Origin of the sequence: Comamonas sp. E6, assembly GCF_001010305.1 — a bacterium.
GTDB lineage: Bacteria > Pseudomonadota > Gammaproteobacteria > Burkholderiales > Burkholderiaceae_C > Comamonas > Comamonas thiooxydans.
In genome coordinates, this window is the sequence record NZ_BBXH01000025.1 from 60,185 (window position 1) to 80,150 (window position 19,966).

At 61.5% G+C, this 19,966-nt stretch carries 30 protein-coding genes; 16 read left to right on the forward strand and 14 right to left on the reverse strand.

Annotated features, from left to right (window positions below; all coding sequences use genetic code 11):
- Positions 1-34 precede the first annotated feature (34 nt).
- The 14 genes from CSE6_RS20835 to CSE6_RS20900 form a co-directional block, all read right to left on the reverse strand.
- Positions 35-1,171, reverse strand: coding sequence for a phage protease (locus CSE6_RS20835; protein WP_059441401.1), 1,137 nt, complete (start codon positions 1,169-1,171; stop codon positions 35-37).
- Between the two features lie 72 nt (positions 1,172-1,243).
- Complete coding sequence (locus CSE6_RS20840; RefSeq protein ID WP_059441366.1) at positions 1,244-1,720, reverse strand: phage virion morphogenesis protein; 477 nt, start codon at positions 1,718-1,720, stop codon at positions 1,244-1,246.
- Positions 1,721-1,829: 109 nt separating this feature from the next.
- The gene (locus CSE6_RS20845) at positions 1,830-3,077 is read right to left on the reverse strand and encodes a PBECR2 nuclease fold domain-containing protein (RefSeq protein WP_059441367.1); all 1,248 of its coding nucleotides are present in this window, start codon (positions 3,075-3,077) and stop codon (positions 1,830-1,832) included.
- Positions 3,077-4,663, reverse strand: coding sequence for a DUF935 domain-containing protein (locus tag CSE6_RS20850; RefSeq protein ID WP_059441402.1), 1,587 nt, complete (start codon positions 4,661-4,663; stop codon positions 3,077-3,079). The genes CSE6_RS20845 and CSE6_RS20850 overlap by 1 nt, the downstream gene beginning before the upstream one ends.
- A 166-nt stretch (positions 4,664-4,829) precedes the next feature.
- The gene (locus tag CSE6_RS20855; RefSeq protein ID WP_059441368.1) at positions 4,830-6,494 is read right to left on the reverse strand and encodes a hypothetical protein; all 1,665 of its coding nucleotides are present in this window, start codon (positions 6,492-6,494) and stop codon (positions 4,830-4,832) included.
- Positions 6,494-7,039 carry a phage protein Gp27 family protein gene (locus tag CSE6_RS20860; protein WP_059441369.1) on the reverse strand — a complete coding sequence of 182 codons (546 nt, stop codon included), beginning with the start codon at positions 7,037-7,039 and terminating at the stop codon, positions 6,494-6,496. The genes CSE6_RS20855 and CSE6_RS20860 overlap by 1 nt, the downstream gene beginning before the upstream one ends.
- A gap of 1 nt (position 7,040) precedes the next feature.
- Positions 7,041-7,334, reverse strand: a complete 294-nt coding sequence (locus CSE6_RS20865; protein ID WP_059441370.1) for a hypothetical protein — start codon at positions 7,332-7,334, stop codon at positions 7,041-7,043.
- A gap of 9 nt (positions 7,335-7,343) precedes the next feature.
- On the reverse strand, positions 7,344-7,649 hold the full coding sequence (locus CSE6_RS20870) for a DUF2730 family protein (RefSeq protein ID WP_059441371.1): 306 nt from the start codon (positions 7,647-7,649) through the stop codon (positions 7,344-7,346).
- Positions 7,646-7,870 carry a TraR/DksA family transcriptional regulator gene (locus tag CSE6_RS20875; RefSeq protein WP_059441372.1) on the reverse strand — a complete coding sequence of 75 codons (225 nt, stop codon included), beginning with the start codon at positions 7,868-7,870 and terminating at the stop codon, positions 7,646-7,648. Before CSE6_RS20875 ends, CSE6_RS20870 begins: the two co-directional genes overlap by 4 nt.
- Entirely contained in the window at positions 7,867-8,394 is a 528-nt protein-coding gene (locus CSE6_RS20880) for a DUF2514 family protein (RefSeq protein ID WP_059441373.1), read from the reverse strand. The genes CSE6_RS20875 and CSE6_RS20880 overlap by 4 nt, the downstream gene beginning before the upstream one ends.
- Positions 8,391-9,014, reverse strand: a complete 624-nt coding sequence (locus tag CSE6_RS20885; protein ID WP_059441374.1) for a transglycosylase SLT domain-containing protein — start codon at positions 9,012-9,014, stop codon at positions 8,391-8,393. The genes CSE6_RS20880 and CSE6_RS20885 overlap by 4 nt, the downstream gene beginning before the upstream one ends.
- Positions 9,015-9,017: 3 nt before the next feature.
- A complete protein-coding gene (locus CSE6_RS20890; protein ID WP_059441375.1) occupies positions 9,018-9,425 on the reverse strand; it encodes a putative holin in 408 nt (135 codons plus the stop codon).
- Positions 9,426-9,529: 104 nt separating this feature from the next.
- Positions 9,530-9,913: a hypothetical protein gene (locus tag CSE6_RS20895; protein ID WP_059441376.1), complete on the reverse strand. Its 384-nt coding sequence runs from the start codon at positions 9,911-9,913 to the stop codon at positions 9,530-9,532.
- A 495-nt stretch (positions 9,914-10,408) separates the two neighbouring features.
- Entirely contained in the window at positions 10,409-10,840 is a 432-nt protein-coding gene (locus tag CSE6_RS20900; RefSeq protein WP_059441378.1) for a helix-turn-helix domain-containing protein, read from the reverse strand.
- Between the two features lie 99 nt (positions 10,841-10,939).
- On the opposite strand from CSE6_RS20900, the gene CSE6_RS20905 reads away from it, so the two are divergent.
- The 16 genes from CSE6_RS20905 to CSE6_RS20975 all read left to right on the forward strand — a co-directional run bounded on the left by CSE6_RS20905 (position 10,940) and on the right by CSE6_RS20975 (position 19,847).
- Entirely contained in the window at positions 10,940-11,182 is a 243-nt protein-coding gene (locus CSE6_RS20905; RefSeq protein ID WP_059441379.1) for a hypothetical protein, read from the forward strand.
- 9 nt (positions 11,183-11,191) lie between these two features.
- Positions 11,192-11,743, forward strand: coding sequence for a hypothetical protein (locus CSE6_RS20910; protein ID WP_152668617.1), 552 nt, complete (start codon positions 11,192-11,194; stop codon positions 11,741-11,743).
- Positions 11,730-12,209 (forward strand): hypothetical protein, encoded by a 480-nt coding sequence (locus tag CSE6_RS20915; RefSeq protein WP_059441381.1) that lies wholly within the window; start codon positions 11,730-11,732, stop codon positions 12,207-12,209. The genes CSE6_RS20910 and CSE6_RS20915 overlap by 14 nt, the downstream gene beginning before the upstream one ends.
- Positions 12,206-12,511, forward strand: a complete 306-nt coding sequence (locus tag CSE6_RS20920) for a hypothetical protein (protein ID WP_059441382.1) — start codon at positions 12,206-12,208, stop codon at positions 12,509-12,511. The genes CSE6_RS20915 and CSE6_RS20920 overlap by 4 nt, the downstream gene beginning before the upstream one ends.
- 17 nt (positions 12,512-12,528) lie before the next feature.
- Positions 12,529-13,530 (forward strand): hypothetical protein, encoded by a 1,002-nt coding sequence (locus tag CSE6_RS20925; RefSeq protein ID WP_059441383.1) that lies wholly within the window; start codon positions 12,529-12,531, stop codon positions 13,528-13,530.
- 3 nt (positions 13,531-13,533) lie between these two features.
- The gene (locus CSE6_RS20930; protein WP_238585754.1) at positions 13,534-15,339 is read left to right on the forward strand and encodes an integrase; all 1,806 of its coding nucleotides are present in this window, start codon (positions 13,534-13,536) and stop codon (positions 15,337-15,339) included.
- 344 nt (positions 15,340-15,683) lie between these two features.
- Positions 15,684-16,616 (forward strand): ExeA family protein, encoded by a 933-nt coding sequence (locus CSE6_RS20935; protein ID WP_059441384.1) that lies wholly within the window; start codon positions 15,684-15,686, stop codon positions 16,614-16,616.
- Positions 16,617-16,629: 13 nt separating this feature from the next.
- Entirely contained in the window at positions 16,630-16,812 is a 183-nt protein-coding gene (locus CSE6_RS20940) for a hypothetical protein (protein ID WP_152668618.1), read from the forward strand.
- Complete coding sequence (locus CSE6_RS20945; protein ID WP_059441385.1) at positions 16,809-17,048, forward strand: hypothetical protein; 240 nt, start codon at positions 16,809-16,811, stop codon at positions 17,046-17,048. The genes CSE6_RS20940 and CSE6_RS20945 overlap by 4 nt, the downstream gene beginning before the upstream one ends.
- Positions 17,048-17,449 carry a hypothetical protein gene (locus CSE6_RS20950; protein WP_059441386.1) on the forward strand — a complete coding sequence of 134 codons (402 nt, stop codon included), beginning with the start codon at positions 17,048-17,050 and terminating at the stop codon, positions 17,447-17,449. Before CSE6_RS20945 ends, CSE6_RS20950 begins: the two co-directional genes overlap by 1 nt.
- A gap of 11 nt (positions 17,450-17,460) precedes the next feature.
- Entirely contained in the window at positions 17,461-17,709 is a 249-nt protein-coding gene (locus tag CSE6_RS20955; protein WP_059441387.1) for a hypothetical protein, read from the forward strand.
- A gap of 15 nt (positions 17,710-17,724) precedes the next feature.
- Complete coding sequence (locus CSE6_RS20960; RefSeq protein ID WP_059441388.1) at positions 17,725-18,351, forward strand: DUF3164 family protein; 627 nt, start codon at positions 17,725-17,727, stop codon at positions 18,349-18,351.
- Positions 18,348-18,620, forward strand: coding sequence for a hypothetical protein (locus tag CSE6_RS20965; protein WP_059441389.1), 273 nt, complete (start codon positions 18,348-18,350; stop codon positions 18,618-18,620). The genes CSE6_RS20960 and CSE6_RS20965 overlap by 4 nt, the downstream gene beginning before the upstream one ends.
- Positions 18,607-18,774, forward strand: a complete 168-nt coding sequence (locus tag CSE6_RS26205) for a hypothetical protein (RefSeq protein ID WP_193751154.1) — start codon at positions 18,607-18,609, stop codon at positions 18,772-18,774. The genes CSE6_RS20965 and CSE6_RS26205 overlap by 14 nt, the downstream gene beginning before the upstream one ends.
- 73 nt (positions 18,775-18,847) lie before the next feature.
- Positions 18,848-19,459, forward strand: a complete 612-nt coding sequence (locus CSE6_RS20970; RefSeq protein WP_059441390.1) for a gp16 family protein — start codon at positions 18,848-18,850, stop codon at positions 19,457-19,459.
- Positions 19,460-19,472: 13 nt separating this feature from the next.
- A complete protein-coding gene (locus CSE6_RS20975) occupies positions 19,473-19,847 on the forward strand; it encodes a Mor transcription activator family protein (RefSeq protein ID WP_059441391.1) in 375 nt (124 codons plus the stop codon).
- The last annotated feature ends 119 nt before the right edge of the window (positions 19,848-19,966 follow it).

Here is a 19,966-nt window from a genome sequence, read left to right on the forward strand (position 1 = left end):
GTCCTCAGCGTTGTTGGTCAGGGATGGCGCGAGTTCAGGACTCGGCCTTGGTCTTGGCAAAGGCTTCGGGATCAACGCCCATAGCGCTGCACGCCGCCAGCTCGTCCTGGCTGAGACCGTGTGCGCCGGTGGCCAGTGCTGCAGGAGCCTTGCCCCCGGTCTGGGTGCTGGTGAGCGCTGCGACGGGCTGGGCTGTCTGCAGGTAGGCGGTCAGTGCGGCCATATTGGTTTTGCCCAGATCGCGTGCCCAAGGCTCCATGGCGGGCAGCAGACGGCCATCGGCCAGCGCGGGCTGGATCAGCTTGTCGACCTCTGTGGCATGGGCTTGCGCCGTCAGCGCGGCCAACTGGCCTTGCATGGCGGTGACCGTTTCGACTGGCACAAACTTAGCGGGGTCGGGGGCCTTGGCTGTCAGTGCGCTGCAGGCGGCCGCGACGGCGGTGGCACCGTCTTCGGCCTTCAGAACCAGGGCCGTGCGGGCGGCCTCGGCCACGTCCTTGTGGGTTTGCACGGCCGTCAGAGCGGCCTGTTCGGTGGTGCTGTCGGGCAGGCCGAGAACGGCCAGGAGGGCTTTGAGTAGGAGCATGGGTTCCTCGGTAGGTGCTGTGGTGGTGGAAAACTGCGCCGATGCGGCGGCCTGCATGGCGTTCAGCGCCTGCATTCCGTGGATGGCTGGGTGGTTCGTGAGCGCACCCATGGTCACTTTGAGCACCTCGCCCGTGCCTTCCGCATACAGGAACACGGGGCTGAAGTAGCGGTACTCACCAGAGGCAATGGCTTGCAGGGCGCGGGCGGTGAACTCAACTTCGGCAAACAGGCCAGAGCCCTCGGCCCAGCGCAGCCCATGAATCCAGCCAGCAGCAGGTGCGGGCTGACCGTTTGCTTCCTTGTGCAGGGTCTGGTGCTCGTAGTCGATGACGGGAGGCTGAGTCGCGTCGAATCGGCCAATGACCTGAGTAGCGATGGCTGCATTGATGCGCCAAGCCGGGACATCCATGGCGCGGCCGTCGCTGGGAGTGAAGTCCTGGCCTGGTGTCAGCTGTATCCAGTAGCGGCCATTGGCATTGGCCTGCTGTGTGCTGATGTCACCGAGCGTGAAGCTGCAGGCAGCCACAGCGGCACCGAGGGCGGCAGCGGTCAGGACAGCGAGGCGAGCGGTTTTGGAAGGCATGCCCGCCATGGTCTGCGGGCGGGGCTTCGCGGTCTTTTGGCCGAGGGCACAAGATGTGCCCTCGCTGGGGGATCAGTCGGGGAGACCGTTCATTTTTCGGTGCAGCCAGTCCTGGACGATGGCCAAGACTTCGGCATTGTCCTCGTCGGACACGCCCAGGAACTGTCGCTGCGGCATATTGCCATTGATGCCGCTCCCATTGCCACCCGCATTGTGGATGGCTGCATACACGCGGTTGCTGCCCCAAGCCACGGTATCAGCGGTCAGCACTTGGGCGAGGATGTAGCGCCGTAGATAAGCGTTGAGCGTCAGGATCAGGCTGGTGTTCTTCTTTTTGCGCTTGATGTAGCCAGGCGACAAAGGCTTCCAGGCTACGCCTTGTGGGTCTGTCTGGGTGGTGAATCGCTGTTGGGTGCTGCCCTGGAAGTACTCCCCCATGCGGTACATCAGCGGCGTCGTGTCTGGGCTTTCTGCCAAGTCCTGCAGATTGCGCAGCAGTTGGTCATCGCTGGCTGTGACGGTAATGCTTGCGCCGGTAAGGGTGGCCATGGTGCTTCCTGGCAGTCATCGTAGAATGGGTTCGTCACGTAGAAGGCAGCGCCTCTGTCCACCGACCCTGCGTGATACGGCCAGCCGGAGAGCGCTCCGCTGGCCTTTTTTATTCCTGGTCGTCCTGCAGACGGCGATATAGGTTCACCCCCACACGCCAGTCAGCCTCACTTTGCCCTGTGCCGGGGAATGTGGTCACACCAGCCCAGCCATCGCTGCCGACCTCAAACACGGCCAATGCGGGTGTTTCTTCGCCTTCCACCTGAAACCTTGCGATGTAGCGGCGGCGTACCACGGCCTTTTGCAGGGCGTGCATCCACTCAAGGCGCACCCAGATTTCGTCAGGGTCCTGCAGGGCCTGGGCCAGCAAGGGCATGAAGACCTCGCGGCCGCGCTTGGTGGCCTTGATGTTGCCTTTGGCATCGGTAAACAGCTCTGCGCCTACCGCCAGGCGCTCACCGATCACGTCCTGGTAGACGGCAGGCTGGGTGAGCGTGGCTCCAAACTTGGCCAGGTAGGCGCGTGCGTAGTCTTCGGCAGGGAGACCCGCAGGCAGCAAGTCCGCAGCAGCGAACGGGCGCGCAGCGGGTAGTGGCCAGTCTGGGCGCTGGTTGGGCAGGCCGTGGCCGCCTGCGCTGCCAGGCACGGGAGGATCTGGCCTCTCTGGCGGGATGGCGCTGCGCAGGCGGGCATTGCCTGGCGCGTACTCAAAGCCGGGGTCGATGCCCTCTGGCACTTTGACCGCGCGGGGACCATTGGGGCTGCGCACACCAATGATGTGCTCCGCATACTTGACCTCGGGGGCCTGGTCAGGCCCGGTTTTACCCAGCTTTTCCAGGTCACGGCTCCACAAGCCTTTGACGCTGCACTGGCAGCCCCAGCCATTGGGCGGGAAGTGGGTTTGCCAGAACGGATCGTCCTTGGCCAGGACCAAGCCATTCCAGGACAGGTGCAAGGGGCGCGGATGTTCCACCCAGTCCGCGTGCTGGTACTGCCAGTACGGGGCGTGCTGCAATTGCTCCCAGCGGCCCGCTGCATAGCTGGTGGAGAGGTTGGTGTCGTAGATGACGCGGCTGCGCCAGTTGCGGCCGCCGTTGTAGTCCCAGCCGTGCTTGGCCACGATGCGGTCAAAGTCGCGGCGAAACTCTTCCAGCGTGGTGCCGTCCACGATGGCCTTTTCCACGGCCGCGCGGAAATCGGAGACGATGGCGTCACGGTTGGCACCCGCCACCACAAACGCATAGTCATGCTCCTGGGTGTAGATGTCCGTCCAGGCCGTAGTCGGCAGGTTCAGCTTGCGCTGAAAAAAGCCGATCTGCTCTCTGAAGGGCAAGGCCCCAAACGCGGCGCTGGCCATCAGAGGGCTCCTGCTTCCTGCAACACCTCATAGCGCCCGGCCAGGCGCGCGGCCGCCATGGCCTCGCCCATGGCCAGGGCGAACTGGTCCAGCGTCATGTTGGGGATGAGTTGCTCTAGCCCGTCGCGGATCTGCTCCAGGCTGGTAGCCGACTCGACCAGTTTGCGAATTTGCGCAAACCAGGGGCTGGTGGCTTGCTGCACGTTGTTGGCCAGCTGCGGCTGCATGGTCTGGCTCACGGTCAGAGGCTGAGCAGGAGGGGCAGGCATAACAGCGGTCAGAGCCGCCGTGCCCGTGGGGGCTGTCTGGACCACGGGCGTCACGCCGAGCACCACCTGTCCGGGTTGGGGCATCGGGATACCCAGCTTCTGATTGGCCCAATCCTGCGGAACCTGCACACCGATACCCACCAGCTTGGGCAGCGCTTCCGACAGCACCTGGATGTCTTCAGTCTCGCCCGTGATCAGCCCGAAGCGTGGGCAGCGCTTGATGCCATCGGGTGCCAGGCCGTTCATAGCCGCAATGGCATAGACCAGGTCGCGGGTGATCGTGGCGTTGAGCTGGCGGATATCGCCGTCCCGCAGATCCTTGCGCACTTCGTTGTGCACATTGCCCAGGGCATTGGTGCTGGCCGCGCCATCTGCGCCGCTGGTCAGCGTGCCGCCCAGGATGACCTTGGACTGGTTGCGCTCGCACCAGCTGATCATCAGCTCAAAGGCCTTGGGGTCGCCGGTGGCAGCGTCCTTGAAGTCAATCAGCATGCCCTCGGGGATGATCCCGGCCGCGTTGTGGCCAATGCCCACCAGGGCACGCAGCAGCGTGGCCTTCTCGCGCTCACTGGCATTGGGCGGGTACTTGCCCAGGCGCACGGGGATGCCGTAGATCTCCAGAAACTCGGCCAGGTCGCCCACGCTGTAGTTCTTGAAAAGATAGGTCCAGACCAGCTGGCGGAACAGCGCCGTGCGCTCCAGGTAGCCGCTTTTGGCCTTGTGGATGTGGGTGACCCAGCCAAAAGGCCTGAGGGCCTCGCCCTGGATGCCGTCGGCGTCTGCGGTGTTGGAGCGCAGGCGCAGCTCCTGCCGGTAGCCACGATGCAGCTGGAACCAGGACTGGGGGCGATGCGTCAACGTCTTTGGTAGCCAGAAGCCTTCCACCCGGTGCCATTCGGTTTCAAGGCATGCAAAGCCTTTTCCGATGGCGTCGGTCGCATCAAAGATCACGTCTTCAAAGTCGGGGATGGACTGCACCAGCTCGCCCAGTTGCTCGGTGTTGCGCTTTTCCAGGGTACTGGCGTTGTCGGGGGCGGTGATCTCCCAGTCCAGAATCAGGGCGCGGCGGCGCTTGCCCATCTCGCTGGCAATGTGGCCGTCCTTTTCCTCCATGTCCTCAAACAGGTCGAACTGGGCCGTGAGGTCGCCTTGCTCGGCTGCGTCCAGGATGGCGGCCAGCTTGGAAGGCGTGAGGCCTCGGGTCGGGTGGCTTTGCAGTTCGCGCTGCAGATGGCCCAGCTGAGAGGTCTGCGGTGTGTTCACGCTGGCCAGGTCAATGGGCTGGCCGTCAGCGCCCAGAATCATGCTTTTTGCCATGGCGGCACCTCGCTTTGTGTTTTTGCATTGGGTGAGCTGCAGCAGCACGAGGCGGGGAGGCGTTTATAAACGCCGCAGAGGCCCCGGATGCAGCAAGCCGGGGGCATTGCATGTCCACCGGCTAAAAATCGCTCAAATCGCCGTTTTCGGGCTTGGCGGTTTTGCATCACCAGGCCTCGTGCTCGATGAGCGGGAAGTCCAGGTCTTCGCGCATGCCACCGGCCTGCAGGTTATCGAAGCCTCTGGGGTGCGTTGGTACGGCGATGTAGTCGATGGGCGCGTTCAGGTTGACCGAGGCATACCAGCCGAGGGCCAGCATCACTGCGCTGTCCCCGTGGCGCTGCAGCTCCGGGTCTTTCAAGTCCTTGCGGCGCAGCTTGGTCACCATGGGCACGCCGTCGACCTCTTCAATGGCGCGCAAGTCCATCGCCCAGTTGGCGTCCATTGGCAGATCGGTCAGGCCGTCTTCAAAGCCCTGGATGAACTTGGGCATCCACATGCTGTACCAGGCGCGGTTGAGGATGACCTGATGCACATGGCTGTGGCCAAACTCGTCGGCGGCTTCTTCGGCCAGCGCCTGGCCAGGGCCTGTAGCGTCCATAGCCCCGCCGCAGCGGTTGGGCAGGCGGCGGATAGCGTGAAAGATGATTTGCTTTTGCTGGGCATAGGGCACCTTGTGCATCTCAATGCCCAAGCGTGTTTGTCGGCGCAGTCCCAGCGTGAGCGCGTGGCCGCCCCAGACCGAGAAATCGCGGTGGCGCGCATAGTCTTGGGAAAACACATGGCGCACGCTTGGGTCCAGTTCGCCCAACACGGGGTCCAGCACGCGGGCAATCCAGTCAGCTACCCAGGCTTCACGCTCAGCAGGAGGCTTGGTCACAAAGTCATCATCAAGCGCCAGGCGCACCACCGTGGCCTCGGGCAACACCTGAGCGCGGTCAATCCACACGCCTGGCAGGCACACTCCACTGCCGTCGCGCGGGGTGGCGTCCAGCTCCTCGCGCATGGCGGCCTTGCGCACGCCATACCCGTTGCGAATCTTGGCGTACCACTTCTTCTTGCCCTCGGCCGTGGCTTCTTCACCCTTCATCCAGCACACGCGCTCATAAAGCCCATTGGCCACGGCATCGTCAAACGTGACCGTGAACACTGCGGCGTCTTCGCCATAGCGTCCGGCCTCGATGTCGCGGCAGAACTGTGCAAACGGGTTGTTCTTGCCGTTGTGCGAGCTGATGACCGTGATCTGGCCGCCCCAGATCAGCAGAGCAGTCGCGGCGTCCAGCACGCCCTGGACGTCCGGGTGGAATGCGGCTTCATCAATGACCACATGGCCCTGCAGGCCCCGGATGTTGGCTGGACGGCTGGACAGCGCACAAACCTGGAACCCGCTGGCAAAGCGGATGCGGTAGGCCGTGATGTGTTTGGTCTTGCCGGTTTCGGGGTCCTGGTCTTCAAACAGGAACTCTTCAATATCCGACACGGAGCCCTGAGCGCGGGCAATGATCTGGGCAAACTTGGCCACATAGCCAATCGCCTCCAGGCCCTTTTCGCGGGTGTCACCGATGTAGTAGACGTTGTCGCCGCCCGCCACCTTGCTGGCAGCAGCCACCAGGGTCTTGCGCAGCATGACCGCGAAAGTGATGCCTGTGCGGCGGCCCTTGGGGACGGCCACGATAGAGCGCTGCAGCTTCACCACCTCGCGCTGGTGGGCCATCAGCACGCCTTCGTCCAGCGGGTTGAAACCGGCCGGAATCTCGCGCACACGGGCGGGCAGCTCGTCCCACTCGACAATGCGGACAGTGCTGCTCAAGGGCTGGACAATAGAGGCCATCAGCGCACCCCCAGGAATTCCTTGACCCAGAAGTCCACCTGATCCTGGCTCATGCCTTGGGTCTTGGCGATCTTTTCCAGGTTGCCTTGCTGCTCCTCGAGGAGCCTGCGGCGGGCATGCTCTTCAATGGCCTCGCGCTCTTTCAGGCTCATGGTGCGGGCCTGCATGGCGGCACGGGCAGCGCGGGCCAGCTCGGACACTTCCTTGATGCTGACCTTTTCGTTGCCATGCGCGTTCAACGCCGCATTCGTGGCCAGCGTGGTCACGGCCTGGGCCAAGAGCGCCCCGGCCTTGTCGCCCACGCCTTCGCCCAGCTCGTCCACCAGAGCGGCCGAGGCCGTCTCAATCTCACGCATGCGGCCCATCATTTCGTCGAAGCCAACGCGGTAACGGTGGATGCCGCTGCGGCTGATGTCGGCTGCGGGGTACTTGGCGCGCATTGCGTCCAGCAGCTCGTCCAGGGTGTGGCGATCATCGCGGATGAGCTTTTCGAGGAACTTGCGGGCCTCGGGGTCTAGGCGCGATACAGAAGACTTGCGGCCCATATCAGGCTCCGGGGCGCTTGACGCCAGGCTGGACGACGCGGCCCTTGGCCACATCCATGCCGCGCTCGCTCAGCGTGGCCAGGAGCACCGACTCGACTTCTTCAACCTTGAGCAGCCCTTGCTCTTCCAGCCAGCGCAGATCGGTCTTGACCTGGTCACGGCTGGGCGAGTGGCCCCAGCGCTCCAGCAGCGTGCAGATGATGGAGCTATTGCTCTTGTACGAGGGCAGCTCGGCCAGCGCCCGCAGGATGACCAGGCGGCGGTCTTCGGTAAGGACTTGGGCGTAGTTGCTCATGTCTTGGCTCTATTTCGAGTTGTGGAGTAGATAGCTCTCGACACGCTCCAGCCCGCGTGCCATGGGGTCCATGCGCTGGCTGACGGCTTCAACAGAGCCCGCCAGCCTTGCCAGATTGGTGCCCAGCTCGTGCAGTTGCTGCTGGCTGGGAACCTGTTTCATCTGGGCTTCCAGCGTGGTGATGCGGGTGCGCAGGTCCAGCAGCTCGGCCGCACTGGCAGCTTGGCGGCCCACGAACCAGGAATAGACGCCCAGCGCGGCCATGACCAGCCAACGCACGGCCTCGGAGCTGAATGTCATATCGGAAAAATTCATGGTTTTTGCTGCTCAAAGGTGGACTGGCACTTCACACACCGCTGGCAACCTGGCATTGCCCAGCGGCGGGCTTCGGGGATCTGGGCATCGCAGTCGATGCACTCGGTGGCTGAGTCGGTCATGGTCTTGCCCACAAGACCTGCGCGGCGCGTCTGGTCTCGCAGCGCGTCCTCTCGCAACTGCAGCTCACGGGCCTGGGCACGGTCAAAGAAGTCGGTCAATCTGCAGCTCCTACGGCGGGCTGCAGGGCACGGCCTGCGTGGCAGACACTGGCAGCGAACTGCTGCAGTCCTGCGACCTGGTCTCGGAGCTGGTCAGCCTCTGCAGCCAGGTCGACATACGCTTCTGCGCTTTCTCCGAATAGCTCTCGGGCGGTGGCGGCTTCGCCAGCGCAGGCGGCAAGGCCGGCATCTCCAGCTGGGTAGGGATTGGTGCGCGATTTGAGGCGGGCAAGCTCTGCGCGCAGGCTGCGCAAAGAAGCGGCAGCAGAGTCAGCAGCAGCCTGGCTGGCCGCTGCGCGTTGGGTGTGGTCATGGGCGACTTTCTCGGCATTGCGTTGGCGCAGGGTGTTGCCTGCAGCGGTTACCTGGCTGCGCAGGCGTTCCTGGTCGTTCCAGGCTTTTTGCACGCGGTCTGCGCCCTGGGCATCACCTTGAGCAATCAAATGGTCCTGGTACAGGCCGAAGCCCCAGTAAGCTGCGGCCACCAAGAGGCCCACCAGCAGATAGCGCGCTGTGGGCTTCATAGGCCAGGCCCCCAGCTCAGATAGCGCGGCTGCAGCTCGACCAGGATGCGCTGGGGGTAGCCGAGGTTTTCACGGCAATGGACGGCCGCGCGGCGGGCTTTGCCGCAAGCCGCATCCACTTGCTGCCGTGTGGGCTGGGCGGCCCCGGAAACCGCTGCTTCACGTTGCCAATGGCCAAGCCCGCCGTTGTACCCGCGCAGGGCCACCCACATTCGGTCGTAAGCGCTGTAGTGAGTCGGCGTGCGGTCGTAGAGGTATTTGTCGTAGCCGACCAGGGCGCGCAATGCCCAGGTGGTGTTGTGAGGCTGACAATCGGCCGGGGCCAGCTTGTTCAGCTCGCACCACCAGGAGGCTGTGGTTGGCATGAACTGGGCCAGGCCACGTGCACCGACGCGGCTGACAGCCTCGGGCTTCCAGGCGGACTCCTGGTGCACCTGTGCGGCAAAGACGGCCACTGGAGCGCCCAGGCCCCAGGTGGCATTGGCGGTGCGCACCAACAAGGCCCTATGCGGCTGGGCTGCAGCTGGCACCTGGGCCTGGGCGCTGCGGCAGTAGCCCAGTGCGGCCGAGACCATCGCCACGCCTACCAGGATGGCTGCACGGATATGACGGCTGCGCATGGCTCAACCGCCCAGGCTGATGGCGAGAATGGCGGCCGAAATGATGAGCGCACGACGGAGCATGCAGCCCAGCATGAAGTACAGAGGGGCAGCGTCCGGCCAGGACACAAGCGTGCATGACTCGCCAGGAGAGGCTGGATCAGGGCTGTATTCGGCAGGCTCAGCTGTGCCGGGATGGCTCAGCAGGCGTAGCGCGTCCAGATTGGGGCGCGCATAGGGATAGACGGCGCGATCAATCCAGTAGCCAGCAAGGGCGGCCAGGGAGATCAGATTGAGCTTGTAGAGGCTGACCGGCAGTTGCTGTGGTGCGATCAGAAAGACGGCCAGGGACAGGATCGCGGCAATCAACCACCACGAGGTCATGCGCGGCAGCTTGGATTGGCGGAGGCTTTGGGCAGAAGTGGATGACATGAACGTCCTCGGTGTGAACTTTCGGGTTTGAAAGCCCACACTCTGGACGTCAGAGCGGGATTGGTCTTTTGGCCGAGGGCACTATGGCTAGGCCCTGTATAGGATCAGCTCGCGGTCTGCCTCTTGCAGTCTGCGTCCCAATGCACGATCTGGAAAACGCTGTTTCCGGGCGCAGGCTCAATCTCCAAGGAAAGCAGCTCTAGGTCTTTACTCCCTGCTGCTTTGCCAAGCAGGCCTACAAAGCGGATTCGCCCCTCATAAGCGCCATAGGAATTTTTAGCAGAAACGTCGCCGCATACCCGCCTTAGGTCGCTATAGATAGTGCTTTGCTCTTCAGGAGTGACGACAAAGGCCTCCCCAAATTTCGCAGAGTCTGGGTCCTTGAGCTTCGTTTGCACGGCCTTCTGTGTTTTGCCAATAAGGCCTGACTCGGCGCTGCCACACGCCGAAAGCGCGCAGGCCAGGGTGAATGCAATGATGCTTCTCATCTTGTTGACTCTCTCCTATGCCCTTTGGGTGGCTTCACGTTGAATGCAGGCCTCAAGATAACGGGTCGTTCTAAGGCATTCAAAGGTCGTCAGCTTCTTGACTCTGTCGGTCGAAAACTCGCGCCGCATAAAAACCACTGCTCGCGCCTCATTAGCAGGACTCAAGGCCATGAGCCGTAGCAAGTCGCGCTGAGACGGGGTTGTCTCGGTGGGCCTTTTGGGCAATGTCGCTGGGGCAAGTTTAGGCGTTGCCAAAGAGCTAGGCGGGGCCTTGGGAATCTCTTCAGCAGGGGCACTTTCAGCACTCACCACGACGATGTTGTAGATGGTCTGATTTGTCGTGTTCTGGGTACTGTTTAGATCGCCGTCAACCCGCCCCGCTTGGACATTACCGTCGCCAAGGTCCTGCATCTTCTGCTTTGGCAGCAGCTTGCTAAGCCACTGCAATATCTCCCTCAACTTCACCCTTGTCTCCCCTGCAGTCTGCGCTGTTGGTTACTTGGCTCTTTTTCTGCCGGGTTTTGGCTCGGGGCTGTAGTCGCCGCCGATATGGCCAATCTGCACTGATCCTGACCCGGTGTTTTTCATTACCTGGCCTTTGGCACCTACAGATCCGCCTTGAAGGGCACCGATTGCGGCTGCCTTGACTGACAGGGGCGCAGCACGGAATAGCGCCAGCAATTCACGCTCATCAGCGGTCAGAGTTTCGCCGCTGGCCGATGGCTTTCCGGTCACCACGTAGGCGACATCGACGCCCACACGCGCCCACACGTCAAGAGCCTTTGCATTGGGATAGGCGGTCTCTTTCTCCCAGGAGGCCTGAGAGCTTTTGGATGCCTCGGTCAATGCCGCAAAAGCCGGTTGGGAGAAGCCCAAGCGCTCGCGCTCTTCCTTCAGGCGTTCACCTATTCCAGTTTTCTGATCCATTTATGTTCCATGGCTCAGAATTCTGAGCTATCATTCGTTCACACAAGTTCAAACAAACGCGCACTAGCGCCAACTAGTACGCACTAACCGGGACGCAACATGCCAATCAAAAAACGCTCTGAGGTCCGCGCCGAGTTTGCTCGTCTGGGACTGTCGTACTCGGCCTGGGCTACGCACCACGGCTACAACGTGAACCTAGTGATAGCCATCGTCAACGATGACGACGAGAACCCGGTACGCAAGTGCGCTCGTGGTGCCTCGCACAACATCGCTGTGCAGTTGCGCATCAAGGATGGCGAAGTGCAGCAGGTAGCTGCTCCTCGCATGCCTGTTTTTGCTTGAGTGGCTGTTATGTCGCAACAAGATATTACAGGCAAAACTCGGGCCGATTTGGCCTCACCAGGCAAGGTTTTGGTGCTCTATCGCCTGAGCGATACATGGCTGGCGCACTGCCAGGCTATCAAAGTGCCATTCGCTGACGTTCAGGAACTGGCTGCCCAGGGCGCAGTGGTGGGGGCGTATCTCCGTCTATCAGAGCGCCTTGCTGGCACAGGTACTGGTGCCACTGCAGCTGCACTGCCTCCAGGCGTTCCTTTTGTTCGGGTGGCTCCAGTTGCCACATCTGCTCCAGTCGCTGGGCTGTTGCAAGCAGCGTTGCTCGCGGCAGTTGTCTCGTCATCTCAGTCAGCACCCAGTGGTGCGCCCAAAGCTGGTCTTGAAGCGGCTGCAGTTGCTTTTGCACAGCGCGCTCTACCAGTTTTTCAAGCAGGGAAGTCTCGACGTTTTCGGCCATTGGTTCGCTCCAGGTTGTTGCTGGTGGCCAGTGTCAGCGTGCCGCGGACTTCTATGCAGATTTTTGTTTTGAACCAGGCTCTGGGAGGTACTTCCAATGGCTGCGCGTAACTGGAAACGCTTTCGTGCCAACAACTTGCGTGATGCCATGCGTGCTTGCAAGGACTTTGCGCTGGAAAAGCGCCAGCTGTCTGTGCCCCGCATTGCCGAGTTGATGGGCGATGTGACTGAGGAGACGCTGTATGGCTGGCTGAGCAAGGGCCGCATGCCTGCGGTGCTGATCCCAACCTTTGAGATGGTGTGCGGGGCCTACTTTGTGAGCGAGTGGCTCGCTGCCTCATCAGGCCGGATGGTCATCGCCATGCCCAAGGGCCACAAGGCCAGCCAGGCAGAGCTGATGCAGATCACCACGGACTGCTCCAACGCCATGACCCAACTGGCTGCGTTCTACGCCGACCCTACCAAGGTGGACACCGCTGCGTTGATGGAGTTGCTGCAGCGCCACCTGGAGCAGGTGGCTTTTCAGCACCACAACGTGGGCCAGTTCATTGCGCCAGAACTGGAGTTTGGGTCATGAGCATGTCCCCCGCTACTACCAAGAGCGCCCAGCCTGTGTTGCTTGTGATGGAGGTCTTGTGCGATTTCGCAGAGCAAGGCGTCACCAACAAGGACCTGGCTGAGGCCTGCAAGACCACGGCCGTAGTGATCACCCGCGCTACCAAGACGCTGATCGCCTTCGGCTGGTGCCGCAAATGTGAGGAGACAGAGCGCTTCTACCCCACATCGAAGTTCACCCGCCTGACCTTCAAGGTCGCTGACTCATTTGACCGGGCGCAGCGCCGCTTTGACGAGCGCCGCCAGTCCATGACTTCCCACTAATTCAGGAGAAATGACCCATGCCCCGTGCAGCAACAAAAACACAAGAGCCCGTGACCGATATCGTGCTGAGCCCCAAGGCGGTAGCTCAAATCGAAGGTGCCCAGGACGCCTTGGCAATCGATGACATGCAGATGCAAGCCCGTGTGCGGGCTGTGGCCCTCCAGGTTGGCTACCAGCTCCCTGGTGACTGCATTGACGCCGACCTGATTCAGCGCGATATCGCTGCCAACATGCGTCGAAGCGTGGAGGCTTGCCTGGAGGTGGGCCGTGGTTTGGCAACGCTCAAGGCAGCTTGCCTACATGGCAGCTTTGTGGCCCGTTTGGAGGTCTTGGGCGTCGAGGCACGAGTTGCACAGAAGTTCATGCAGTCGGCGGTGAAGTTTTCAAAAGCGTCGACGTCGACGCTTTTGAAGTCGGTCGACTCCCAATCCAAGCTGTTTGAAATGCTCGTCCTGGAGGATGAGCAGATTGATGAGCTGGCACTCACTGGCGAAAGCGGTGAACTGAAGCTGGACGACATTGCGACCATGTCCGTCAAGGAGCTGCGCTTGGCCTTGCGCCAGTCCAAGCAGGACCACAAGTACGCCAGCGAGCAGCAAACCAAGGAGCGCGAGCGCGCCGAAAAGGCCGAGAAAGCCCTCAAGGCTGGCGGCCCCAAGGCCCCGCCACCGCTGTCGGAGCGGCTGGAAGAGATCAGCGAAGACGTTGACAAGGTGCAAAAGGCAGCCTCTGAGGCCTTGCTGCAGATCAGCGGCCAGATTAAGTCTATCGACCAATGGTGGATGGACGAGATGGTCAAGCAACCAGGCTATGAGCCCGGAGACGCTGTCCCCATGCCCGCCGAGCTGGTGGCCCTGGCGCAGAAGCTGCACGACAACGCCGAGCGCATCGCAGCAGCAGTTGGCAGCCTGCAGCACCTGGTCTTTGACCGCTTCGGCCACGAAATCCAAGCCGCTCATACCTATGTGATGCAGCCCGGCGTGATCCCCGGCCAAGTTGGCCAGGCAGTAGTTGAGTAAGTCATGGCGGAGGACGATTCCATGGCACTCACACCAGCGATTTGTGACTACCTGCGGGAGCTGGCGCGCAAGCTGGATGCGGCCCCCCATGGCGGCGCAGGCCAGTTGCTGGACGACGCTGGCCAGTTTCTGGGCATGAGCAAGCAGACCATCTATCGCCATCTGAAGGCGGTGGCTGGCTGGGAAAGCGGCCGCAAGGCCCGCGCCGACAAGGGCAGCACCAGCGTGGACAGCGATGCGCTGCTGACCCTAGCCACGATGCAGCGCGAGAGCGTGCGCGACAACGGCAAGCAGACCATGAAGACGCCTGTGGCGCGCAGCGTGCTGGAGGCCAACGGCCTGGAGGTTGGTGTGAGCAACGCCCACCTGAACCGCCTGATGCGCGACCGCGCCCTGAATGTGGAAGCCCAGCAGCAGGCAGCTCCTGCGCAGCAAATGCGTGCGCTACACCCGAACCATGTGCACCAGGTGGACCCCAGCTTGTGCCTGGTGTACTACCTGAACGGCCGCCAGCAGATCATGGAGGACCGCGAGTTCTACAAGAACAAGCTGGAAAACTTCGCCAAGGTGAAGTTCAAGGTCTGGCGCTACGTGCTGTGGGACATGGCCAGCGGCGCGATCCAGGTCTGGTACTGCGAGGCTGCAGGCGAGAGCCAAGCCAATATGTTCAGCTTCCTGATGCATGCCTGGGGCCAGCAGGAAGGCCGTCTGTTTCATGGCGTGCCCAAGTACCTGTACTGGGACAAGGGCAGCGCGAACATGGCGACGGCGATCCAGTGCCTGCTGCGCAGCCTGGAGTGCGAGAGCCGCACCCATGAGGCGGGCAACGCCCGCGCCAAGGGCGGCGTGGAAGGCGGTAACAACATTGTTGAGACCCAGTTTGAATGCCGCCTGCGCTTTGAGCCTGTGGACGATGTAGCTGGCCTGAACCACGCCGCGCAGGCCTGGAGCGAGTCCTACAACGCCAACCTGATTCCCGGCCAGGACACCCGTCTGCGCCGCACCGGTCTGACGGTGCCCATGGCGCGCTATGACCTGTGGCAGTTGATCAAGTCCGACCAGCTGCGCCTGCTGCCCCCGGTGGATGTGTGCCAGGCCCTGATGACGGGCAAGGAGGCCGAGCGCAAGGTGGATGGCCACCAGTGCATCACCTTCAAGCATCCCAAGGCCGACCGCTCCATGACATACAGCCTCAAGGGCATGGATGGCGTGAACGTGGGCGACATGGTGGCGGTGCGCCCCCTGGTGTACGGCGAGCTGGCCATCCAGATTGAGCTGCCGCGCTATGACGGCGAGCCTCTGGTGTACCGCGTAGAGCCTGAGCTGGAGTTCGACGCCTTCGGCCGCTCGCTATCTGCCGCAGTGTTTGGCGAGGAAATGAAGTCCCACGCCGACACGCCCGCCGAGAAGTCTGGCAAGGCCATGGACGAGCTGGCTTTCCCTGGCCAGGACGCCGACCAGGCACGCCAGAAAAAGGTGGTGCCCTTCGGCGGGGAGATCAAGTCGCACAGCTACCTGCAGGAAGTGCAACAGCCCAGCTATCTGCAGCGCCCTGGTGTGGATATCGCCACCCCGGCCCACGCCCAGCCTGCAGCGCCTGCGCTGCTGAGCGCGGTGACCGTGATGCTGCGCATTCGCACCGAGCTGGGCCGCAACCTGACCACTGCAGAAAACCAGTTCATGCGCAGCCGCTTCAAGGATGGCGTGCCTGAGGACCAACTGCAGGCTCTCATTGAGCAGTTCAAGAACCCGGCCCATGCCGACCAGGATCAGCCGATTCGCGCTGCCGGTGGCCTGCGTGCCGTCTGAAGGAGGAGCCCAACCCTATGAGCAGTGAGTACGTGAAGTTGAACCTGTATCCCACCTTGGTACAGCTAAAGCAGTCCCAAGCCCACCTGGCCCGGCACTGCCGCGTGTCCCCGGCCACGATCAACTTGATTTGCAAGTTCGGCAAGTGGCCCAGAACCGTCAGGACCAACGAGACGAATTTACGGTCGCTTATTGAAGAGTTCCTGCGGTGCCACGGCGCTACCGAAGAACAGGTGCTTCACGCCTTTGACGAGCTATTCGAGGGAGAACACCCGATGCGTTGCAGCGCACCAGGTGCCCTTCATTCCCACGGCCAGCAGGCCACAACACAAGAGGACCAAGAGATGTATGTTCGCCACCAACGCCTGACCCAAGAGGCCCGCCAACACTTCAAGATTCTAAAGGACCCCTTTATTGACGAGCTGCGCTCCAGCGCTGACGTCTTTGAGAGCGAAGACATCCGCTATGTCCGGGCAGCCGTTCGCCAGACCGCCAGCCATGGCGGCATGCTGGGTGTGGTTGGTGACTCCGGCGCGGGCAAGAGCACCATTCGCAAGGACTTGCAGGAGTGGATCAACACCAGCGGCGCACCCATTACGGTGATTGAGCCCTATGTGGTCAATACCAGCAGCGCTTCCAAGTCGGGCCGTCCCTTGGTTGCCGCCGATATCACTGGTGCCATCATCCGCAACATTGCACCCGGCAAGAGCGCACGCGTTTCGGTGGAAGCCCGCACCGAGCAGATGCACCAGCTGCTAAAGGACAGCGCCCGCGCTGGCCGCAAGCATGTGGTGATCATTGAGGAGGCCCACGACCTGGCCACCCCGACGCTGAAGGCCATGAAGCGCTTCTACGAGCTGGAGGACGGGTTTAGCAAGCTGCTGTCCATCATCCTGGTGGGCCAAAGCGAGCTGGCCGAGAAGCTCAGCGAAAAGTCTGCAGAGGTGCGCGAGGTGGTGCAGCGCTGCGAGCTGGTGACCCTGCCGCCCCTGGATCAGAACCTGGGCGCGTACTTGCAGCACAAGTTCAAGTGCGCTGGCCATGACATGGCGCGGGTGCTGGAGCCTGACGCCATCGACGCTATCCGCACTGCGCTGCGCCGTACCGAAAACCGCACTTTCGGCGGCAAGCGCACCGCCCAGGACGTGTCCAAGTGCCACCCTCTGGCTGTCAACAACCTGGTTACCCGCGCCATGAACCAGGCCGTGCTGATTGGTGCCGAGAAGGTGGATGCAGCCTTGATCCAGGCAGCGTTTCAAGGGGCAGGCGATGCATAAAAAAGTGGCATCCATGGCTGCTTACAAGGCCTTGCGCCTTGTATGGATCAAGCGGCGCGCCCGCGTGTTGCAGCGCGCATTCAGCGCAGACCGGGCCACGGCCGTTCTGGAGGCCACCCAGGACTGGTATCGCTTCAACGGCAAGGCCCTGCCTAACCGCGCAATCCGTCGAGTTCAAGAGGAGGTATCTGCATGAAGCGCTATTTCTTTGAGCCTGGTGCAGTCCAGTGCTACCGCAAGCGCGGCCTACGCGCCCGCTTGGAGCGCGGTCTGCAGGCATTCAAGGGCCTGCTCCAGGCGGCGCTTGGCAGGCATCCCTCTGACTCCATCGGCCAATTTTTGCTGCTGGGAGCGATGGTGGCGGCCGCCGCCGCTTGCCTGGGTTCGCTGGCGGGCTATGTGCAGGTTGAGCTGGGAATGGGGGTGATGTGATGGCACTGAAAAAAAACCGCCTGAGCGAGGACAGCAAGCGTCTGCTGGCGCACATCCTGGAGAACGGCCCTCAGAACCTGTTCCAGCTTCGACCTGTGACAGGTGAGCTGGAGAGCGACCTGGTCAAGCGTCTACGCAATCTGCGCACTGGCGGCTGGCTAGAGCTTGTGGATGACAGGCCGCAGCTGTGCTGGGGTATCTGCAAGGACGCCATTCCGTTGTTCAGTCAAGGCCTGGCAGCAAGGAGGCCAAGCAACGGCGAGCCTAAGCCCATGGGCGACATGCCCGAGCGGCGGCAGATCAATGTGATGGAGGGCGATTACAAGCCCGAACCGTTCACACCGCCCCGTCAGGGATCAATGGATTTCAGCGCAATCGCCAGCCATGGCGTGCGCTGCTGATAGGAAACGTGATGACTCAAATTCTGACTATTCCCCGAGAAGAGGCCTCTAAACGTGTCGCGGCTTTGTGCCAAGGCATCACACAGTTGATTGCCGACAGCGGAGAGCTGGTGGATCTCAGCATGGACGCATTGCTGAGTTCCTACCTAACTATTGCTGAGCAAACAGGACGCATGCATGAGGTCCCCGCGGTGCTCTCTAAGGTCGCCCAGGCGCTTTCCAGCGGCCTGATCTCCCCTCAATCCACCACCAAGCATTGATAAGAGTCACTACAAATGACACAGCAAAATATTCCTGAAATTCCTCTCGGCTACTGGGAGAACGCAAAGGGCAATCTGGTGCCCGAGTCCAAGGTCAAGCCCATCGACAAGCTGCGCGACCAGTTGGTGAAAGACCTGTGCGCCAGCGCCGAAGTCATGAGCCAGGCCATGGGCAAGTTCAAGCTGAAAACGCTTGGCGATGTGCATGCCTTCATTGAAGCGAGCGTGGAGCAATACGACGTCAAAATCGGCGGCAAAAAGGGCAACGTCACGCTGATGTCCTTTTGCGGTAAGTTGAAGGTGGTTCTGCAAATGCAAGACCGCATCACCTTTGGCGAGCAGCTGCAGGCGGCCAAGGTGCTTATCGACAAGTGCGTGACGCGCTGGTCAGCGGGCTCCAACGACAACATCAAGGTGCTGATCACGGACGCATTTCAGGTGGACAAAGAGGGTTTGATCAATACCGGCCGTGTGCTGGGCCTGCTGCGCTTGGATATCAAGGACGACGACTGGAAAAAGGCCATGCAGGCCATTGCCGATAGCCGTCAGGTGGCAGATACCAAGCCCTATATCCGCTTCTACAAACGCGCCGAAGCCAGCGCCGAGTGGAAACCCATCACCATGGATCTGGCGGCTGTATGAGCGAAAAGTCACAGCTCCTTCAATTTGTAGAAGGCATTCAGGAATGGCACGAGGGGCGGCTACAAGCAGCGCGTGGCATTCAATCCAATGCCAATGAAGGCACGTCGGTCAAAGTCATTGGAGACTCAGGCAAGGAGATTCAAGTCGAGCTCACCAAGCGTGAAGCGATGATCTTTTCTATGGGTATGGAGGCCGGCATCGCCCATTTTGAAAAGCTGCCGTTCACCGTATCCACCAATTCAGAGGACGAAGACGATGAAGAGCTTTGAAGCCATTGCCCGTGAGGCTTACTCAGCATTCCAAGATGCCATTCCGCAAAGCTCGGGCTGGACTCTGCCCTGGGAAAAGCTGCCCGATACGACCCAGGAGGCCTGGCGCGTAGCGGCTCGCAAGATGGCCGAAGAGATCCAGCAAGTTCACTGACCCACAGAAATGATGGCCCCCATGCAGGCGAGCAGCCAGCTGGGGGCCTTTTCTTTGCCCAAAGGCCACAAATATGACGACAAAGACCCAGAAAGAATATCGAAACCGCCTGATAAAGCTGATCCAGGTGGCCCGCCGCGACCTGAACCTGGACGAGCCCAACTATCGCGCCATCCTGTTTGCCCAGGGCGGTGATGAATCCTTGGCAGCGCTGCCCATCGACGGCATGCAAAAGGTGCTGGACTACCTCAAGGCACAAGGATTCAAGGTGCGCAAGACCAGGACGGACCGCAAACAGGCCACAGGCATAGACGCCAGAAAAGTGCGCGCCCTGTGGCTGTTCCTGCACGAGCTGGGAGCTGTGCACGACCCGTCAGAAGCGGCGTTGACGGCGTATGTGAAGCGCATGGTCAAGGTGGATGACGTGCAGTGGATGCGCAGCGGCCGACGCGTTGAAACAGTGATTGAGTCCCTGAAAAAGTGGGCCATGCGCTACTTGCCTGGGGCCGTGGCCACACTCAAGGAGGAAGTGCGCGATAGGTATCACAAGGGGCTGATGAGCGAGGCACAGACAGGCTGCGCTGCTCGCGGTTTTGAGCGCTCAACCCAGGGCGAAGGGTTTGATGTGCAGTGGGAAGCATGGGAGAATCTACGCACTGCCGCAGGGCGTCCATTCCCCACCTGAAGACCCGATTTCAATGGCCACTCACGTCGACCGTGACTCCAACATGGCGATCCGCAGGAACCAGTTCCTGGCGGACCTGATGGACGTGGCCAAGAAACACCTGCAGGAGCATGTCTCCGGCCCAGCGGCCGACCTGGTTGCGGGCTCGCTGACAGACCACCTGGCTGATTACTGGGGCGGCCAGCTGATCAACATCCCCAAGGACTACCGGTGGAAGCTCAGCCAGCGCGAAGCTGAGATCTACGCCGAGTTCAACGGCTACAACATCGCGGACCTGGCCCGAAAGTACGACATGCACGAACGCAGCATGCGCAAGCTGCTAGACCGGGTCAGAAAGCGCATGGCGGCGGCAACTGACCGGCGCAACAGAGACCTATTCAACGACTAAGGCCCCATATCTGGGGCCTTTTACTTTTTCTGGCTATTGCCGGGAACTGAGGGCATTCTCAAATGCATGCCTAGTCTCCTAAGAACGTCCTTTGATAGGCGTCTTGTTGCAACTTGAGA

Coding starts and splice junctions, on each gene's coding strand:
- CSE6_RS20960 (WP_059441388.1), top strand. CDS start 17,725: ATGACACAGCAAAATATTCCTGAAATTCCTCTCGGCTACTGGGAGAAC.
- CSE6_RS20900 (WP_059441378.1), bottom strand. CDS start 10,840: ATGGATCAGAAAACTGGAATAGGTGAACGCCTGAAGGAAGAGCGCGAG.
- CSE6_RS20940 (WP_152668618.1), top strand. CDS start 16,630: ATGGCTGCTTACAAGGCCTTGCGCCTTGTATGGATCAAGCGGCGCGCC.
- CSE6_RS20885 (WP_059441374.1), bottom strand. CDS start 9,014: ATGCGCAGCCGTCATATCCGTGCAGCCATCCTGGTAGGCGTGGCGATG.
- CSE6_RS20895 (WP_059441376.1), bottom strand. CDS start 9,913: ATGAGAAGCATCATTGCATTCACCCTGGCCTGCGCGCTTTCGGCGTGT.
- CSE6_RS20855 (WP_059441368.1), bottom strand. CDS start 6,494: ATGGCCTCTATTGTCCAGCCCTTGAGCAGCACTGTCCGCATTGTCGAG.
- CSE6_RS20950 (WP_059441386.1), top strand. CDS start 17,048: ATGGCACTGAAAAAAAACCGCCTGAGCGAGGACAGCAAGCGTCTGCTG.
- CSE6_RS20870 (WP_059441371.1), bottom strand. CDS start 7,649: ATGAATTTTTCCGATATGACATTCAGCTCCGAGGCCGTGCGTTGGCTG.
- CSE6_RS20865 (WP_059441370.1), bottom strand. CDS start 7,334: ATGAGCAACTACGCCCAAGTCCTTACCGAAGACCGCCGCCTGGTCATC.
- CSE6_RS20860 (WP_059441369.1), bottom strand. CDS start 7,039: ATGGGCCGCAAGTCTTCTGTATCGCGCCTAGACCCCGAGGCCCGCAAG.
- CSE6_RS20945 (WP_059441385.1), top strand. CDS start 16,809: ATGAAGCGCTATTTCTTTGAGCCTGGTGCAGTCCAGTGCTACCGCAAG.
- CSE6_RS20920 (WP_059441382.1), top strand. CDS start 12,206: ATGAGCATGTCCCCCGCTACTACCAAGAGCGCCCAGCCTGTGTTGCTT.
- CSE6_RS20915 (WP_059441381.1), top strand. CDS start 11,730: ATGGCTGCGCGTAACTGGAAACGCTTTCGTGCCAACAACTTGCGTGAT.
- CSE6_RS20975 (WP_059441391.1), top strand. CDS start 19,473: ATGGCCACTCACGTCGACCGTGACTCCAACATGGCGATCCGCAGGAAC.
- CSE6_RS20890 (WP_059441375.1), bottom strand. CDS start 9,425: ATGTCATCCACTTCTGCCCAAAGCCTCCGCCAATCCAAGCTGCCGCGC.
- CSE6_RS20905 (WP_059441379.1), top strand. CDS start 10,940: ATGCCAATCAAAAAACGCTCTGAGGTCCGCGCCGAGTTTGCTCGTCTG.
- CSE6_RS20835 (WP_059441401.1), bottom strand. CDS start 1,171: ATGCCTTCCAAAACCGCTCGCCTCGCTGTCCTGACCGCTGCCGCCCTC.
- CSE6_RS20880 (WP_059441373.1), bottom strand. CDS start 8,394: ATGAAGCCCACAGCGCGCTATCTGCTGGTGGGCCTCTTGGTGGCCGCA.
- CSE6_RS20845 (WP_059441367.1), bottom strand. CDS start 3,077: ATGGCCAGCGCCGCGTTTGGGGCCTTGCCCTTCAGAGAGCAGATCGGC.
- CSE6_RS20955 (WP_059441387.1), top strand. CDS start 17,461: ATGACTCAAATTCTGACTATTCCCCGAGAAGAGGCCTCTAAACGTGTC.
- CSE6_RS20970 (WP_059441390.1), top strand. CDS start 18,848: ATGACGACAAAGACCCAGAAAGAATATCGAAACCGCCTGATAAAGCTG.
- CSE6_RS20850 (WP_059441402.1), bottom strand. CDS start 4,663: ATGGCAAAAAGCATGATTCTGGGCGCTGACGGCCAGCCCATTGACCTG.
- CSE6_RS20910 (WP_152668617.1), top strand. CDS start 11,192: ATGTCGCAACAAGATATTACAGGCAAAACTCGGGCCGATTTGGCCTCA.
- CSE6_RS20840 (WP_059441366.1), bottom strand. CDS start 1,720: ATGGCCACCCTTACCGGCGCAAGCATTACCGTCACAGCCAGCGATGAC.
- CSE6_RS20965 (WP_059441389.1), top strand. CDS start 18,348: ATGAGCGAAAAGTCACAGCTCCTTCAATTTGTAGAAGGCATTCAGGAA.
- CSE6_RS20935 (WP_059441384.1), top strand. CDS start 15,684: ATGTATGTTCGCCACCAACGCCTGACCCAAGAGGCCCGCCAACACTTC.
- CSE6_RS20930 (WP_238585754.1), top strand. CDS start 13,534: ATGGCGGAGGACGATTCCATGGCACTCACACCAGCGATTTGTGACTAC.
- CSE6_RS26205 (WP_193751154.1), top strand. CDS start 18,607: ATGAAGAGCTTTGAAGCCATTGCCCGTGAGGCTTACTCAGCATTCCAA.
- CSE6_RS20925 (WP_059441383.1), top strand. CDS start 12,529: ATGCCCCGTGCAGCAACAAAAACACAAGAGCCCGTGACCGATATCGTG.